The 14,166-nt window shown below is 67.5% G+C and carries 16 protein-coding genes and 1 tRNA gene; 10 read left to right on the forward strand and 7 right to left on the reverse strand.

Translation table 11 applies throughout. The features are described 5' to 3' along the window. Nucleotides 1-148: 148 nt before the first annotated feature. Nucleotides 149-580: a 50S ribosomal protein L11 gene (gene rplK / locus NFE57_RS07110; protein ID WP_252134885.1), complete on the forward strand. Its 432-nt coding sequence runs from the start codon at nucleotides 149-151 to the stop codon at nucleotides 578-580. A 4-nt stretch (nucleotides 581-584) separates the two neighbouring features. Then, nucleotides 585-1,277, forward strand: coding sequence for a 50S ribosomal protein L1 (gene rplA / locus NFE57_RS07115; RefSeq protein WP_252134886.1), 693 nt, complete (start codon nucleotides 585-587; stop codon nucleotides 1,275-1,277). Nucleotides 1,278-1,360: 83 nt separating this feature from the next. Here rplA and NFE57_RS07120 read toward each other — a convergent pair whose 3' ends face one another. Continuing rightward, the gene (locus NFE57_RS07120) at nucleotides 1,361-2,857 is read right to left on the reverse strand and encodes a DUF5597 domain-containing protein (RefSeq protein WP_252134887.1); all 1,497 of its coding nucleotides are present in this window, start codon (nucleotides 2,855-2,857) and stop codon (nucleotides 1,361-1,363) included. Nucleotides 2,858-3,024: 167 nt separating this feature from the next. Next, the gene (locus NFE57_RS07125; RefSeq protein ID WP_252134888.1) at nucleotides 3,025-4,050 is read right to left on the reverse strand and encodes a M48 family metalloprotease; all 1,026 of its coding nucleotides are present in this window, start codon (nucleotides 4,048-4,050) and stop codon (nucleotides 3,025-3,027) included. 193 nt (nucleotides 4,051-4,243) lie between these two features. Between NFE57_RS07125 and NFE57_RS07130 the strand changes: the two genes are divergently transcribed. Beyond that, the gene (locus NFE57_RS07130; RefSeq protein WP_252134889.1) at nucleotides 4,244-4,528 is read left to right on the forward strand and encodes a hypothetical protein; all 285 of its coding nucleotides are present in this window, start codon (nucleotides 4,244-4,246) and stop codon (nucleotides 4,526-4,528) included. Between the two features lie 89 nt (nucleotides 4,529-4,617). Here NFE57_RS07130 and NFE57_RS07135 read toward each other — a convergent pair whose 3' ends face one another. Together NFE57_RS07135 and NFE57_RS07140 are read right to left on the reverse strand one after the other, a co-directional pair. Further along, nucleotides 4,618-5,424, reverse strand: coding sequence for a fructosamine kinase family protein (locus NFE57_RS07135; RefSeq protein WP_252134890.1), 807 nt, complete (start codon nucleotides 5,422-5,424; stop codon nucleotides 4,618-4,620). Then, nucleotides 5,421-5,888: a low molecular weight protein-tyrosine-phosphatase gene (locus NFE57_RS07140; protein ID WP_252134891.1), complete on the reverse strand. Its 468-nt coding sequence runs from the start codon at nucleotides 5,886-5,888 to the stop codon at nucleotides 5,421-5,423. Before NFE57_RS07140 ends, NFE57_RS07135 begins: the two co-directional genes overlap by 4 nt. A gap of 97 nt (nucleotides 5,889-5,985) precedes the next feature. Here NFE57_RS07140 and NFE57_RS07145 point away from each other — a divergent pair, with 97 nt between their 5' ends. Continuing rightward, nucleotides 5,986-6,153, forward strand: a complete 168-nt coding sequence (locus tag NFE57_RS07145) for a hypothetical protein (protein WP_252134892.1) — start codon at nucleotides 5,986-5,988, stop codon at nucleotides 6,151-6,153. A gap of 150 nt (nucleotides 6,154-6,303) precedes the next feature. Here the strand turns inward: NFE57_RS07145 and NFE57_RS07150 are convergent, their stop codons facing one another. Continuing rightward, complete coding sequence (locus tag NFE57_RS07150) at nucleotides 6,304-7,593, reverse strand: MFS transporter (protein WP_252135059.1); 1,290 nt, start codon at nucleotides 7,591-7,593, stop codon at nucleotides 6,304-6,306. A gap of 148 nt (nucleotides 7,594-7,741) precedes the next feature. On the opposite strand from NFE57_RS07150, the gene pgsA reads away from it, so the two are divergent. From pgsA to NFE57_RS07165, 3 genes are read left to right on the forward strand one after another with little or no spacing between them, the layout of a single operon-like run. Next, nucleotides 7,742-8,293: a CDP-diacylglycerol--glycerol-3-phosphate 3-phosphatidyltransferase gene (pgsA, locus tag NFE57_RS07155; RefSeq protein ID WP_252134893.1), complete on the forward strand. Its 552-nt coding sequence runs from the start codon at nucleotides 7,742-7,744 to the stop codon at nucleotides 8,291-8,293. Nucleotides 8,294-8,301: 8 nt separating this feature from the next. Then, nucleotides 8,302-8,553, forward strand: coding sequence for a molybdopterin converting factor subunit 1 (gene moaD, locus NFE57_RS07160; protein WP_252134894.1), 252 nt, complete (start codon nucleotides 8,302-8,304; stop codon nucleotides 8,551-8,553). Beyond that, nucleotides 8,550-9,005 (forward strand): molybdenum cofactor biosynthesis protein MoaE, encoded by a 456-nt coding sequence (locus tag NFE57_RS07165; protein ID WP_252134895.1) that lies wholly within the window; start codon nucleotides 8,550-8,552, stop codon nucleotides 9,003-9,005. The genes moaD and NFE57_RS07165 overlap by 4 nt, the downstream gene beginning before the upstream one ends. A 21-nt stretch (nucleotides 9,006-9,026) precedes the next feature. On the opposite strand, the gene NFE57_RS07170 is transcribed toward NFE57_RS07165, so the two are convergent. Beyond that, nucleotides 9,027-9,102, reverse strand: a tRNA-Ala gene (locus tag NFE57_RS07170). A 54-nt stretch (nucleotides 9,103-9,156) separates the two neighbouring features. Continuing rightward, nucleotides 9,157-9,489 (reverse strand): TIGR02300 family protein, encoded by a 333-nt coding sequence (locus NFE57_RS07175; RefSeq protein WP_252134896.1) that lies wholly within the window; start codon nucleotides 9,487-9,489, stop codon nucleotides 9,157-9,159. Nucleotides 9,490-9,593: 104 nt separating this feature from the next. Here NFE57_RS07175 and aroA point away from each other — a divergent pair, with 104 nt between their 5' ends. The 3 genes from aroA (at nucleotide 9,594) to rpsA (ending at nucleotide 14,064) form a co-directional block, all read left to right on the forward strand. Next, nucleotides 9,594-10,925, forward strand: coding sequence for a 3-phosphoshikimate 1-carboxyvinyltransferase (gene aroA, locus NFE57_RS07180; protein WP_252134897.1), 1,332 nt, complete (start codon nucleotides 9,594-9,596; stop codon nucleotides 10,923-10,925). Next, nucleotides 10,922-11,551 carry a (d)CMP kinase gene (gene cmk, locus NFE57_RS07185; protein WP_252134898.1) on the forward strand — a complete coding sequence of 210 codons (630 nt, stop codon included), beginning with the start codon at nucleotides 10,922-10,924 and terminating at the stop codon, nucleotides 11,549-11,551. Before aroA ends, cmk begins: the two co-directional genes overlap by 4 nt. Before the next feature lie 800 nt (nucleotides 11,552-12,351). After that, a complete protein-coding gene (gene rpsA / locus NFE57_RS07190) occupies nucleotides 12,352-14,064 on the forward strand; it encodes a 30S ribosomal protein S1 (protein ID WP_252134899.1) in 1,713 nt (570 codons plus the stop codon). Nucleotides 14,065-14,166 lie beyond the last annotated feature (102 nt).

The raw sequence follows: 14,166 nt of genomic DNA on the forward strand, positions 1-14,166 counted from the left end.
CGATTGCGTTACCCGCGCCAGCTTCCAGCGCGACAGCTTTGGAAATGCTTGCGGGAGGCGGGGGCTTTGGCGCCCGTCGTTCGGACCGCTAAACTTGAATTGGGGCGATGGCGCGGTTGCGCGCGGCGCTCCCTTGAAAGAGTGAGACATGGCAAAGAAGATTACCGGCTATATCAAGCTACAGGTGCCGGCCGGCGCCGCCAATCCGTCACCCCCGATCGGCCCGGCGTTGGGCCAGCGCGGCGTGAACATCATGGAATTCTGCAAGGCGTTCAACGCCGCGACCGGCGACCTCGAGAAGAGCGCGCCGATCCCGACGATCATCACCGTCTATGCCGATCGCAGCTTCTCGTTCGTCACCAAGTCGCCGCCCGCGACCTTCCTCATCAAGAAGGCCGCCAGCCTCAAGTCGGGCTCGAAGGAGCCGGGCAAGATCGTGGCCGGCAAGATCAAGCGCTCCGCGCTCCAGCAGATCGCCGAGACCAAGATGAAGGACCTGAACGCCACCGATATCGACGCGGCGACCCGCATCATCGAAGGCACCGCCCGCGCGATGGGCGTCGACGTGGTGGAGGGCTGAGACCATGGCAAAGCTGACCAAGAAGCAGAAGAGCTGGACGATCGACGGCGCGAAGCTCCACGGTGTCGACGAGGCGATCAAGCTCGCCAAGGACAATGCCACCGCGAAGTTCGACGAGACGATCGAGGTCGCGCTCAACCTCGGCGTCGACCCGCGCCACGCCGACCAGATGGTCCGCGGCGTCGTCACGCTGCCCAAGGGCACCGGCAAGACGGTGCGCGTGGGCGTGTTCGCCAAGGGGGCCAAGGCCGATGAAGCCAAGGCCGCCGGCGCCGATGTCGTCGGGGCCGAAGACCTGATGGAGATCATCCAGGGCGGCACGATCGATTTCGACCGCTGCATCGCGACCCCGGACATGATGGGCGTCGTCGGGCGGCTCGGCAAGGTGCTCGGCCCCAAGGGGCTGATGCCCAACCCCAAGCTCGGCACGGTGACGATGGACGTCGCCACCGCGGTCAAGGCAGCCAAGGGCGGGCAGATCGAATATCGCGTCGAAAAGGCCGGGATCATCCATTCGGGGATCGGCAAGGCGAGCTTTGCCGCCGAGGATCTGCGCGCGAATTTCGATGCGCTGGTCGACGCGGTGGTCAAGGCCAAGCCGGCGGGCGCCAAGGGCAAGTACGTCCAGAAGGTCGCGATCAGCTCGTCGATGGGCCCCGGCATCAAGGTCGATACCGCCGAGGTGACGGGCGCCTGATCGCCTGACGCCGCAAGCACGAAAAAAGGGGCCGGGAGACATGGTTTCCCGGCCCCTTTTTCGTGGGCGCACGCGGGCGCGGGTCACTCGTAGCGGTAGAGGCGCACGCGCTGGACGGTAAGCTTGTCCGACGGCAGGCGGAGATGGCGGCCCTGATGGTTCTGATCGCCGTTGAGGCGGCGACCGGGGGTCCATTGGCCGCCCTCGTAGGCGCCCTCGTCGATCGCGGCGATGCCGGTGATCCCCTTCCCCGTCGCCGGCGCGAAGGTGAAGGTGACCCCGCGGCCCGCGATCAGATAGTCGTCGGCGCCGAGCTGGAGCACGATCGCGCCGTGCGCTTCGGGATGCTGGGGCTTGTCCCCGCGCGGCGGAAAGGGATCGGTGAGCCGCGCGGTGAGGCGCGTGGCGCCCATCGTCAGCACCTGATCGGCGAGATCGGGAGTGCCGTCGAACGCGACCGGCGCGCGTACCGCCGCGATCCGATCGCTGCCCTGCCGCTCGAGGATCAGCGGCGCGAGGCTGGCGAGCATCGCATAATTGTCGGCGAGCCCGGCATCGTCGCCGGGCACCAGATCGTCGATCGAGAACGGGCTGTAGCCGAACGCCCCGAGCGCGCCGATCGCATAGAGCGCGTTGGCGGGCGCTTCGATCGCGCCGGCCTGATTCGCCTCGGGGATGAACCACGGATCGCCGAGCGCGGCATAGGCCTTGGTCCATTCGACGAAATTGGGGAAATAGATGTCGGGGGCGAGGAAGTCGATCGACGGCGCGCCCTTGCGCCAGATATCGGCGAGCTTGGGGAGCGGCCCGGCGGCGGGATAGCCGCTGCCAGGCAGCCGGCCGGGACGCGGCAGCGCGGCGTTGACGAACATCGGCAGCGGATAGGCGCGCTTGCCCGCGGCGGCGACGCGATCGGCGTAGCGCGCATAGGCCCAGGCCATGAACGCCTCGTCGGCGTCGTCGCCATAGGCCTGCTGCCAGCTCTTGCCCGCCCCTTTGAGCCCGGCAGGCACCGGCTTCGCCCACGCGGCCAGCGCGAGCGGCGACCGATCGCGCGGCTCGGGGATCATCCCGATCTCGTTTTCGACCTGGACCATCAGCACGGTGCGCTGCGGATCGGTTTTGGCGAGGTGCGCCATCAACGCGGCGAAGGCACGGGCATCGGCCTCGGCATTGGCGGGCGCGAAGGGGGTGAGCATCTCGATCGCGCTGCCGTCGGCGATCCGCGCGCGCGGGAAGCGGCGCGAATCATCCTTGACCCAGGCGGGCACGTAGCTCGACATCGAATTCTTCCAGCTGCCGAACCAGAGGATCACGATGCGGAGATGCTGCGCGCGGGCATCGTCGAGCAGGCCATCGACGAGCGCGAAATCGAACTGGCCTTCCTTCGGCTCGATCAATTCCCAACTGACCGGCATCAGCACGGTATTGAGGTTGAGCTGCGCCAGCGTCTTCCAGCGCGGCGCCATATAGGCGCGGCTCGACGCGCTCGAATTGGCGAGTTCGCCGCCGAGCAGCAGCCATGGCTTGTCATCGACGATGAGCCGGCGCCCCTCGATCCGCGGCATCGGGCGTTGCACCGCGGCGGTATCCACGGAAGCCGCGGGGGACGCGGCAGCCGTAGGGGGAGCCCCCATGACGGCAACAAATGTGACCGCAACCATGGCCACCAGCATACGGATCATCGGCACTCTCCCTGTTATTCGGCGAGAGTGCGCAACCCGGCCGTCGCCGTCAAGCGGGAGCGCTACCGCAACGGCTGGGTGCGGCTCTCGATCCAGCCCGGCACGATCGGGCGGGCGGCGTCAGGCGCGATCGCCTCGGCCGCGCGCTCGACCAAGGCGATGCGATCCTTGCGGCCGAGATGCGTCGTCCCCGCAAGCAACCCGCCGTCGCCGAGCGCCCTGGCGTGATCGCGCCATAGACGCGCCGCCGCCATCGGATCGTAGCCGGCATTGGCGAGCAGCACGACGCTGAGCCGGTCGGCCTCGGCCTCGGTCGTGCGAATCAGCCGCGCGTTGCGCCCGAAGATGCTCAGCATCCCCCGCGACACCCGCGCCGCGGTCAACCGTTCGGGGTGACGCAGGATGATATGCGCCAGTTCGTGCGCGACCAGCGCGGCGAGCTGATCGTCGTCGCCGATCAGATTGAGCATCGCGCTATCGACCTGGAGCACCAGCCCGTCGGTGGCGGCATTGAGATCGGCGGTGACGCGCAATTCGACGCGACCGGCGCAGGCGGGCTCGGTGTGCACCGACACCGTGCGTGCGCGGCCCGCATCGCGCAGCGCCAGCACCACCGTGCCACCGGGCGGGATCGCCGCCAGCGCGGCGCGGGCGTGATCGAGCGCCGCCTCACCGAGGATCGCCGTCGCGCCGATCGCGGTGACCGATTCGTCGGCGACGACACCAGCGCGCGCCGCCGGACTCTGCGCGACCACCGCTTCGATCGCCACCGGGGCGTCGAACCCGAAAACGCGCCGCGCGGTATCGCGGATGCCCGAATCGTATGCCGCGAGCGCGTGAAGCACGAGCCCGGTCGCCCCCACCCGGCGATCGCAGAGCGCCACATTGGCGATCATCAGGCGATCGGCGATCGTCGCGAGACGCAGATCGGCCGCGCGCAGCCCGGCAAGCGCCGCTTCCTGGCTGTTTTCCGTGGGCGCGGCCCGCTGAGCGCCGACACCGGGCGGCGCGGCGCCGAGCACGGCCGGCACCGCGGCGAGGAGCAAGGCGGCGAGAGTCGATCGCGTGCGAAACCGAAGCATCGTCATCACGCCCCGCTACCATTTCGCCCACGCGAATCATAATCCGGCCGCCGCGGAATAGTTACGCCATCGCAACCAACCAAACGTGGCGCGGAAGCCTCACTTCATCCCAAAATCACGGAGAACATTCAAAAAGTTCTTGCGTTTGCCTCTCCACGGGGTATCCCGCAGTGCAACCTGTTTCAACTCGGAGACGAAGATGACCCGGACAAAGTACGCTGCCGGCCTTGCCGCGATCGCTTGCATGCTCAGCTCGACGGCGGTTTTCGCTGCCGACGCGACCCGTTCGAGCGCAGCGCTTCCCGCCGCGCAGGCATCGACCGCGCCGGTTCAGGGCGTTCGCACCGCGACTCCGCTGAAGAAGAAGAGCAATGCGCTCAGCCAGGGCGCCGCGATCGGCGTCGGCCTGCTCGGTGCAGCCGCTGTCGTCGCCGGCATCGTCGTCGCGACCGACAATGACGACAAGGCCGACAGCGCCGGCTGATCGTTCGATCAGAGACAATATGGAAAGCCCCGCGATCTTCGGATCGCGGGGTTTTTTGTGTGTCAGCCCGTGCACCGTCGCGGCGCCCGTCAAAAGCCGATCTCGTCGAGCGTCGCGGCAACCCGCGCGGCATATCCATGGCCGAACAGGCGAAAATGGACCAGCAGCGGCCACAAGCGGTAGACCGGCTGCCGTGCCCGCCACCCCGGATCGAGCGCGAGCGCATCGATAAAGCGCGCCGGCGGCGAATCGAACAGCGTCAGCATCGCCACATCGACCTCGCGATCGCCATAGGCGCAGGCGGGATCGATCAACCCGGTGATCGTGCCGTTCGCGGCAAGGATATTGCCGCCCCACAGATCGCCATGGAGCAGCGCGGGCGGCGGCCGTTCAGGCAGCAGCGTCGCGATCGCCCCGGCGAGCCGATCGATGCGGCGGGCCAGCGCGGGCGGCAGAAACGGCAGGTGGCAGCGCAGCCGATAATCGGCCCAGAAGCCGGGCCAATCCGCCCGGCGCGCGTTGACGATCGCAACCGGACCGAAGGCGTGGTCGCCCTCCCAGCCATATGCCTCGCCGTCACGCGGGGCGTGGAGCAGCGCCAGCGCATCCGCCAGCGCGGGCCAGGCCGCAGCGAGCCCGCCTTGCGTATCGCATTCCTCCATCACCAGCAGATCGTCGGCGACCGCGACCACGCCCGGCGCGGGCGCGCCGGTGGCCGCGATCGCGCGGAGCATCGTCGCCTCGGTCGCCGCGCAGGGCCCCAGCTTGGCGATCAGCGTGCCGCCGCGCGCAAGCTCAAGCCGCAGCACGGTGGAAAGGTCGCCCCCGGCCAGCGGGGTCGCGGCCGCGATACGCGTGCCGAGCAACGCCGCCAGCCGGGCGAGCGGCGGCGTCATCCGCCCAGACGGTCGATCAACCGCGCCGCCGCCGTCGTGACGTCCGCCCAGGTGATTTCAAAGCCCGTCGCATCGCCATAATAAGGATCGACGACAGCCGTGCCCTCGCGGCCGGGCACCACATCCATCAACAAGGCGAGTTCGGCGGTGGCATCGGCCGGGCGAATCGCGGCGAGATCGGCGAAATTGACCGGATCGAGCGCGTAGACATGGGTGAAGCGGCGGAAATCATCCGGCGTCACCTGCCGCGCGCGCAGCCCGGCGATATCGACCCCGTGCGCCTTCGCCACCGCCTGCGCGCGCGGATCGGGCGGGCGGCCGACATGCCAGTCGCCGGTGCCCGCCGAATCGACCACCAGATCGCGCCCCGCCGCCGCCGCCGCGGCACGCAGCGCCCCCTCCGCCAGCGGCGAGCGGCAGATATTGCCCAGACACACGAAGAGGATCGACACAGGTTTCGACAAAATTGACTCCCATCCTGATTGTCCCGCGACAAGACACTGCCGCGTTAACCAACGAATCCGCTGGTCCCGATCGTAAATAACCCGTTAACTGTCCGCCATGCAGACTCCGACCGCCGCCGCGCTCACGCCGTCGCGCCATCCGTTCCGCCGCAGCCTGGGCATCGTCCAGGCCGTCGACGCCGAGCGGCGCGAGGAGCACGACCTCAAGCTGTTCGTGTTGAGCTTCACCGCCTTCTTCATCTGCATCTACAGCTTCATTTCATAGGGGTGTAAGCCGCACCGGCCCGCTCCCCCACCCCGGCTCCCATTCAGGATACTGCCGTTGGGAGGCGGGGTGGGGTGCACCCCACAAAGTATACTTTGTGGGGACCCCGTGGGGGAGCGGGCCGGTGCCGCCTCCGTACAATCGCCCCGCTCAATCGCAGGCGAGGTGGAGTTTCTGCGCGAGCCATGCCGCGACCAGGCACATCGCCGCGACCAGCAACAGCATATTCTCCGGCGTGACCCCCGCCGCCGTCAGCGCGAGCACGGCGCACGATCCGATCACCATCGCGCCCGAATTGACGACATTGTTGGCCGCGACCGTGCGCGCCGTCTGATCCTTGGTCACCGTGGTGGTGAGGAAGGCATAGAGCGGCACCACGAACATGCCGCCGGTGATCGCGACGCCGACGAGGCTGAGCGTGATCGCGATCGCATGCGGTTCGGCGATGAACGCGAGCACGCCGTAGAACTGCCCGTCGGGGAGCGGCGTCCAGGTGCGCACCAGCAGCGAGAACAGCACGACGAAGCCGCCCATCGCGATCACCGACGCCGGCGCGAAGCGCGCCGAGATCCGCCCGCGCAGCATCGTATTGATGACCACCGAGCCGATCGCGATCCCGACCGAGAAGATGGCGATGACGAGGCTGGCGACGCGTTCGTCGGCGGTGAGGATGTTCTTCACCAGCGGCGGAAAGATGATGATGAGCACCGCGCCGATCGTCCAGAAGAAGCTGATCGAGCAGATCGCGAGGAACAGCCGGGGGATGTGCATCGTCGCCCCGATCAGCCGCCACGACGCGGTGAAGGGGTTGTAATTGAGCGCGAGCGGCGGGCCTTCGCGCGGCGCCGGCGGCACCTGGCGGCCCGCGACCCAGCCGATCGCCGCGACGATCAGTACGCCGATGGCCGAGCCTTCGACCGAGAGCCAGCCGGCGAGCACGGTACCCATCAGGATCGCGAGATAGGTCCCCGCCTCGATCAGCCCGGTGCCCGCGAGAACGTGATCGCGATCGAGATGCTGGGGCAGGATCGCGTATTTGATCGGGCCGAAAAAGGTCGAGTGGATGCCGAGGCACAGCACCGCGCCGAGCATCATCCCCATGCCGATCGCATGATGCCCCGCCGCGGCGATCATCAGCCCCGCCGCGCCGCCGATCATGATCAGGATCTCGGCGGTTTTGACCAGCCGGATGATCTTCGCCTTGTCGACCGTATCGGCGAGCTGGCCCGACAATGCCGAGAGCAGGAAGAAGGGCAGCAGCGACAGGCCGGTGGCGAGCGCATTGAAATTCGATTCGACCGCGGCATCGTTGAAAATCTGGTAGGTCGCGAACAGCACCATCGCGGTCTTGAAGAAATTGTCGTTGAAGGCGCCCAGAAACTGCGTGATGAAAAGCGGTAGAAAACGGCGCTCTTTGAGCAACCCGAGCGCACTGAGCATGAAACCGACGGCCTTCGTCACTTGGCGGATCGCGCGGGCATAGCCGAGGAAAGACGGCGGCGGCAAATCCATGGGCGCGATTTTCCCGGAGGCCGTTGCGAATCGCCCCCCTTCCCCGCCCGCGCGCGCGCGGCTAGAGCTTGGAGCCATGCTGACGCTGCCCAACCTGCTCACGCTGTCGCGCATCCTGGCGGTACCACTGCTGGTTGCCTTTCTGTGGTGGCCGCAATGGGCATTGGGATACGGCCTCGCGTTCATCCTCTATTGCCTGATGGGCGTGACCGATTATTTCGACGGCTATCTCGCCCGCGCGCAGGGCGCCGTCTCGAAGCTCGGCGTCTTCCTCGATCCGATCGCCGACAAGATCATGGTCGCCGCCGTGGTGCTGATGCTGGTCGGCACGCGCGATATTGCGGGCATCCACGTCATCGCCGCGCTGATCATCCTGCTGCGCGAGATCGCGGTATCGGGGCTGCGCGAATTCATGGCGCAGCTTCAGGTATCGGTGCCGGTGTCGCGGCTCGCCAAATGGAAGACGACGTTGCAGCTCGTCTCGCTGGGCGGGGTGATCCTGGCGGGCGCGTTTCCGGGCGCGCCGTGGATCGGGATCGCCGCGCTCGCCGCCTTGTGGGGCGCGGCCGTGCTGACGCTCATCACCGGCTGGGACTATCTGCGCGCCGGCCTGAAGCACATGGACTGACGCACGCCGTGGACCTGCTCTACTTCGCCTGGGTGCGCGAGGCGGTGGGAACCGGACACGAGCGGATCGACCTTCCCGACGATGTCGCCACGATCACCGCGCTGCTCGACTGGCTGGCGGCGCGCGACGCCCGCTACGCCAGCGCCTTCGCCGACCGCACGCGGCTGCGCGCCGCGATCGACCAGCGTTTCGTGGGGCTCGACGCGTCGCTGGCAGGCGCGCGCGAGGTGGCGATCTTTCCGCCGGTGACGGGCGGATGATCCATGTGCTTGTCGCGCCCGGGCCGATCGACCTCGCGGCCGAACTGGCGCGGATCGAGGCGCTGACGGCGGGGGCGGTGGCGAGCTTTTCGGGGAGCGTGCGCGCCGACGACGGCGTGACGCTGCTCGAACTCGAACATTATCCGGGGGCGACCGAAGCCGCGCTAGCGGCGCTGGCCGCCGACGCGGTGGCGCGCTGGCAGCTTCAGGGCGCGATCATCGTCCACCGGGTGGGACCGATGCGGCCGGGCGAGCGAATCGTGCTGGTGGCGACCGCCGCGCCGCACCGCGCGGCCGCGCTCGATGCCTGTGCCTATCTGATCGACCGGCTCAAGACCGACGCGCCGTTCTGGAAGCGCGAGACGCGGGGGAAGGACAAGCGCTGGGTCGACGCGCGCGACACCGATCGCGCCGCCGCAGAGCGGTGGGCAATCCCCGCGCCCGACGCGTAAAATTCAGTGATTTTCGGAAGATGGTGGAGCCGAGGGGGATCGAACCCCTGACCTCTGCAATGCCATTGCAGCGCTCTCCCAGCTGAGCTACGGCCCCATCTGCCCGGGAAGGAGCGTCGCCTTTAGTCAGGCGACGCCGCCTTGGCAAGCGTCAGTTCTCGTCGTCGCTCTCGGCCGCCTTGACGCCGAGATCATCGTCACCGCCGAGATCGACCTCGTCGTCGGGGGACGGCTCTTCGTCCTCATCGTCGAGGTCCAGATCGTCATCGGCGTCGTCGCCCGAAAGAACCTTGTCTTCCTTCTTGCGCGCGTCGTCGCTCTTCGGCTGCTCGAACGGCATCGGCTGCTTCGATTTCAGAATCGGTTCCGGCTCCCAGGTGGTGCCGCATTCGATGCAGGTTACGGGATTGTCTTTCCCGAGATCGTAGAAGCGCGTGGCGCACTTCGGGCAGGTACGTTTCGTGCCCCATTCCGGCTTGACCATGTGAAGCCTCGATCCCTTTCAAAGATGGTGGAATTACGGGTGGTGCCCGTCAAATCGGTGCGCGCCTTGCCATAGCGGAACCGCGCTGTCAAAAGCCGCGCGCCATGTCGCATCCTGTTTCCCACCCGCTTTCGATCGCCGCACGCGGCCCCCTGACCGGTCGGCTTACCGTCCCCGGCGACAAATCGATCAGCCACCGCGCGCTGATGCTGGGCGCGCTCGCGATCGGCACCAGCCGCATCACCGGGCTGCTCGAGGGCGAGGACGTGCTTGCCACCGCCGCCGCGATGCGCAGCATGGGCGCGACCATCACCCGCGAGGACGACGGCACCTGGGTGGTCGACGGGGTCGGCGTCGGCGGGCTGCTCCAGCCCGAATCGGCGCTCGAGATGGGCAATTCGGGCACCTCGGCCCGGCTGCTGATGGGGCTGGTCGCGACGCATGCGATCACCACCAGCTTCACCGGCGACGCCTCGCTTTCCAAGCGCCCGATGGGCCGCGTGATCGAACCGCTGGCGCAGATGGGCGCCGATTTCACCGCGAGCCCCGGCGACCGCATGCCGCTGATGGTGCGCGGGATCGCGCCCGCGGTGGCGATCGACTACCGGCTGCCGGTCGCCTCGGCGCAGGTCAAATCGGCGGTGCTGCTCGCCGCGCTCAACACGCCGGGGCTGACCCGCGTGATCGAACCCGTGCCGACGCGCGACCATAGCGAGCGGATGCTGGCCGGATTCGGCGCCGACCTCACGATCGAGGAAGCCGACGGCGAGCGGATCATCACGATTCGCGGCGAGGCCGAGCTTCGTGCCCAGCAGATCACGGTGCCGGGCGATCCCTCGTCGGCGGCTTTCTGGGCAGTCGCGGCCTCGATCGTGCCGGGATCCGACGTGCTGATCGCCAATGTCGGGCTCAACCCGACGCGCGCCGGACTGTTCACCGCGTTGCGCAGCATGGGCGCCGATATCGAGGAAATCGACCCCCGGACGGTGGGCGGCGAGCCGGTGGCCGACCTGCGCGTGCGCCATGCGCCGCTGAGCGCGATCGACGTGCCACCCGATCTGGCGCCGAGCATGATCGACGAATATCCGATCCTGTTCGTCGCCGCCGCGCTCGCCACGGGCCGCACCGTGGCGCGCGGGGCCGAGGAATTGCGCGTCAAGGAATCGGACCGGATCGCGACGATGGCGACCGCGCTCAGGGCCGCCGGCGTGGGAATCGAGGAATTCGACGACGGGCTTGCGATCGAGGGCAGCGGCGGCATGCCGCTGGCCGGAGGCGCGCAGGCCGCCTCGCACCTCGACCACCGCATCGCGATGGCGATGGCGGTCGCCGGGCTGGTGGCGACCGCGCCGATCACGATCGACGACATATCGCCGGTGGCGACAAGCTATCCGGCCTTTTTCGAGACGCTAGACCAATTGACGAGCCAGCCATGATCATCGCCGTCGATGGCCCCGCCGCATCGGGCAAGGGCACGATCGCCCGCGCGCTCGCGCACCGTTACAAATTGCCGCACCTCGACACCGGGCTGCTCTATCGCGCGGTCGCGGTGACGGTGCTGCGCAACGAACTCGATCCGACGATCGAAGCCGATGCGGTGGCGAGTTGCAGCTTCGACGACATGCTGCTGGGCGACCCCGAATTGCGCACCGACGCGGTCGGCCAGATCGCCTCGATCGTGTCGGCGCATCCGCTGGTGCGCGCGGCCTTGCTCCAGCGCCAGCGCCGCTTCGCGCGCCAGCCGGGCGGCGCGGTGCTCGACGGGCGCGACATCGGCACCGTGATCGCGCCCGAGGCCGAGGTGAAATTGTTCGTCAAGGCGACCCCGACGATCCGCGCGCGCCGCCGCCACGCCGAATTGCAGGCCCATGGCGGCACCCAGAGCTTCGATCGCGTGCTCGCCGACATCCGCGCGCGCGACCTGCGCGACGCGCAGCGCGCCGCCGCGCCGCTGGTGCAGGCTCCCGACGCGCTGCTGCTCGACACCAGCTTCCTGTCGATCGATTCGGCGGTGCAGAAGGCGGTGGATCTGGTGGAAGCGAAGCGGCAGGGCGCCGCCTAGAGAAAACCGTCATGCCGGACATGTTCCGGCATCCAACGTGCAACAAGCGGTAGCGCTCGTGGAGGGTTGGACCCCGGAACAAGTCCGGGGTGACGAGAAGCTGACAATTTTGTCGGGTCTAAGCCTCGCTCGACCGTCCACCGGCGGCGAATCGCCGGCGCGCATCGACGGCAATTTCGTCCACCGACCGCTCCGATATGCCGCTTGCCCGCGCCTCGTCGATCAGCCGCTGCATGCGCGCAACCTTCTCCGCGCGACCGATCGCTTCGGCAGGGCGCGGCGCTCCATTAGAAGCCTTAGACATCCTCGCCCTTTCCACGCTGGATAAGGTAATTGACGCCTTCGATAGCAAACATAACCGCAAGCATGACCAGCATCGTCATCGATTTGCTATAACCGCGCATAGCGCCACCGATACCCAGGGCGCCGGCCGTGACATACGCTGTTATCCGAAGCCACCTAGCCACTGGCACCTCCATGCTTTGGGCAAAGTGTAGGAAGTGGTGGCCGGATGCGACAGACTCAGGTCGAAATTCAAACGACACTGTTTAGAACGAAATCCAGCCGTACCTTGCCTCGCGGGGCGACAAAGGCTATGTGCGCGCCCGTCCGGCGGGCGGTGCTCGCGGAGGAAGGCGCGACGGGAGGTTCCGATCGCGCCCTTTTCGCTTATCGGCGGTCCTTCGTCAGCCTCGCCTCATGGATGCCGCGCCCGTATTCGGCGTGCGCGGCAGTTCGGCCACAAGACCGCCGGAACCAACCGGCTGGCCGGAAACCGTTGAACCAGGAACGTCATCCTTATGGCCACTATGGCAACCCCAACCCGCGATGATTTCGCGGCCATGCTCGAGCAGACGCTCGGCGGCACCGACAGTTTCGAAGGCCACGTCGTCAAGGGCACCGTCACCGCAATCGAGAACGATCTCGCCGTCATCGACGTCGGGCTGAAGAGCGAAGGCCGCGTGCCGCTGCGCGAATTCGCCGCGCCGGGCCAGAAGGCCGATCTCAAGGTTGGCGACGAAGTCGAAGTCTATGTCGACCGCGTCGAGAATGCGAACGGCGAAGCGATGCTGAGCCGCGACCGCGCCCGCCGCGAAGCCGCCTGGGACAAGCTCGAAACCGAATTCGCCGAAAGCAGCCGCGTCGAGGGCGTGATCTTCGGCCGCGTCAAGGGCGGCTTCACCGTCGACCTGAACGGCGCCGTCGCCTTCCTGCCCGGCAGCCAGGTCGATATCCGCCCGGTGCGCGACGTGACCCCGCTGATGGACATGCCGCAGCCGTTCCAGATCCTGAAGATGGACCGCAAGCGCGGCAATATCGTCGTGTCGCGCCGCGCCGTGCTCGAAGAGACCCGCGCCGAGCAGCGTTCGGGCCTGATCCTGTCGCTGGCCGAGGGCCAGGTGATCGACGGCGTCGTCAAGAACATCACCGATTACGGGGCGTTCGTTGACCTGGGCGGCATCGACGGCCTGCTCCACGTCACCGACCTCAGCTACAAGCGCGTCGGCCACCCGTCGGAGATGCTGGGCATCGGCGACACGGTGAAGGTGCAGATCATCCGCATCAACCGCGACACGCAGCGCATCTCGCTGGGCATGAAGCAGCTCGAGAGCGATCCGTGGGAAGGCGCATCGGCCAAGTACCCGGTCGGCGCCAAGCTGTCGGGCCGCGTCACCAACATCACCGAATATGGTGCGTTCGTCGAACTCGAAGCCGGGATCGAAGGGCTTGTCCACGTCTCCGAAATGAGCTGGACCAAGAAGAACGTCCATCCGGGCAAGATCGTGTCGACCAGCCAGGAAGTCGAAGTCGTCATCCTCGAGGTCGACGAAGAGAAGCGTCGCATTTCGCTGGGCCTCAAGCAGGCGCAGGCGAATCCGTGGGAGGCCTTCGCCGAGAAGCACCCGATCGGCTCGACCGTCGAGGGCGAAGTCAAGAACGCGACCGAATTCGGCCTGTTCATCGGCCTCGACGGCGACGTCGACGGCATGGTCCACATGTCCGACATCGCCTGGGGCATCTCGGGCGAGGACGCGCTCAATCTGCACCGCAAGGGCGAGACCGTCGAAGCCGTCGTGCTCGACATCGACGCCGAGAAGGAGCGGATCTCGCTCGGCATGAAGCAGCTCGAGCGCGGCGCCCCCGCGGTCGGCGGCGTCGCTGCCGCGGGCAGCAAGGTCGCCAAGGGCGCGATCGTGACCGTCACCGTGCTCGAAGTGCGCGATGCGGGCCTCGAAGTGCAGGCGGGCGAAGACGGCGTCACCGGCTTCATCAAGCGCACCGATCTGGGTCGCGACCGCGACGAGCAGCGCCCCGAGCGCTTCCAGGTCGGCCAGAAGTTCGACGCATTGGTATCGGGCTTCGACCGCTCGAAGAAGCCGACCTTCTCGATCAAGGCGATGCAGATCGCCGAAGAGAAGCAGGCGGTTCAGCAATATGGCTCGTCCGATTCGGGCGCGTCGCTGGGCGACATCCTTGGCGAAGCGCTGAAGGCGCGCGAATCCAAGGACTAAGCCACACAATGACGGCGAGCGGGGTGGACGTCCCATTATCCGGGATACCGGCCGGGAATCCACTCCGCTTACCGTAAAACGCGTTTCGTGTGTCGCAACAAT

Source organism: Hephaestia sp. MAHUQ-44, assembly GCF_023806085.1.
In the GTDB taxonomy this organism is placed as follows: Bacteria; Pseudomonadota; Alphaproteobacteria; order Sphingomonadales; family Sphingomonadaceae; genus Sphingomonas.

Bases quoted from the DNA above. Each gene is read 5' to 3' on its own strand.
- NFE57_RS07150 (WP_252135059.1), bottom strand. From the start codon at position 7,593: ATGCTCAGTGCGCTCGGGTTGCTCAAAGAGCGCCGTTTTCTACCGCTT.
- NFE57_RS07165 (WP_252134895.1), top strand. From the start codon at position 8,550: ATGATCCATGTGCTTGTCGCGCCCGGGCCGATCGACCTCGCGGCCGAA.
- aroA (WP_252134897.1), top strand. From the start codon at position 9,594: ATGTCGCATCCTGTTTCCCACCCGCTTTCGATCGCCGCACGCGGCCCC.
- NFE57_RS07130 (WP_252134889.1), top strand. From the start codon at position 4,244: ATGACCCGGACAAAGTACGCTGCCGGCCTTGCCGCGATCGCTTGCATG.
- NFE57_RS07175 (WP_252134896.1), bottom strand. From the start codon at position 9,489: ATGGTCAAGCCGGAATGGGGCACGAAACGTACCTGCCCGAAGTGCGCC.
- rplK (WP_252134885.1), top strand. From the start codon at position 149: ATGGCAAAGAAGATTACCGGCTATATCAAGCTACAGGTGCCGGCCGGC.
- pgsA (WP_252134893.1), top strand. From the start codon at position 7,742: ATGCTGACGCTGCCCAACCTGCTCACGCTGTCGCGCATCCTGGCGGTA.
- cmk (WP_252134898.1), top strand. From the start codon at position 10,922: ATGATCATCGCCGTCGATGGCCCCGCCGCATCGGGCAAGGGCACGATC.
- rplA (WP_252134886.1), top strand. From the start codon at position 585: ATGGCAAAGCTGACCAAGAAGCAGAAGAGCTGGACGATCGACGGCGCG.
- NFE57_RS07145 (WP_252134892.1), top strand. From the start codon at position 5,986: ATGCAGACTCCGACCGCCGCCGCGCTCACGCCGTCGCGCCATCCGTTC.
- rpsA (WP_252134899.1), top strand. From the start codon at position 12,352: ATGGCCACTATGGCAACCCCAACCCGCGATGATTTCGCGGCCATGCTC.
- NFE57_RS07135 (WP_252134890.1), bottom strand. From the start codon at position 5,424: ATGACGCCGCCGCTCGCCCGGCTGGCGGCGTTGCTCGGCACGCGTATC.
- NFE57_RS07125 (WP_252134888.1), bottom strand. From the start codon at position 4,050: ATGACGATGCTTCGGTTTCGCACGCGATCGACTCTCGCCGCCTTGCTC.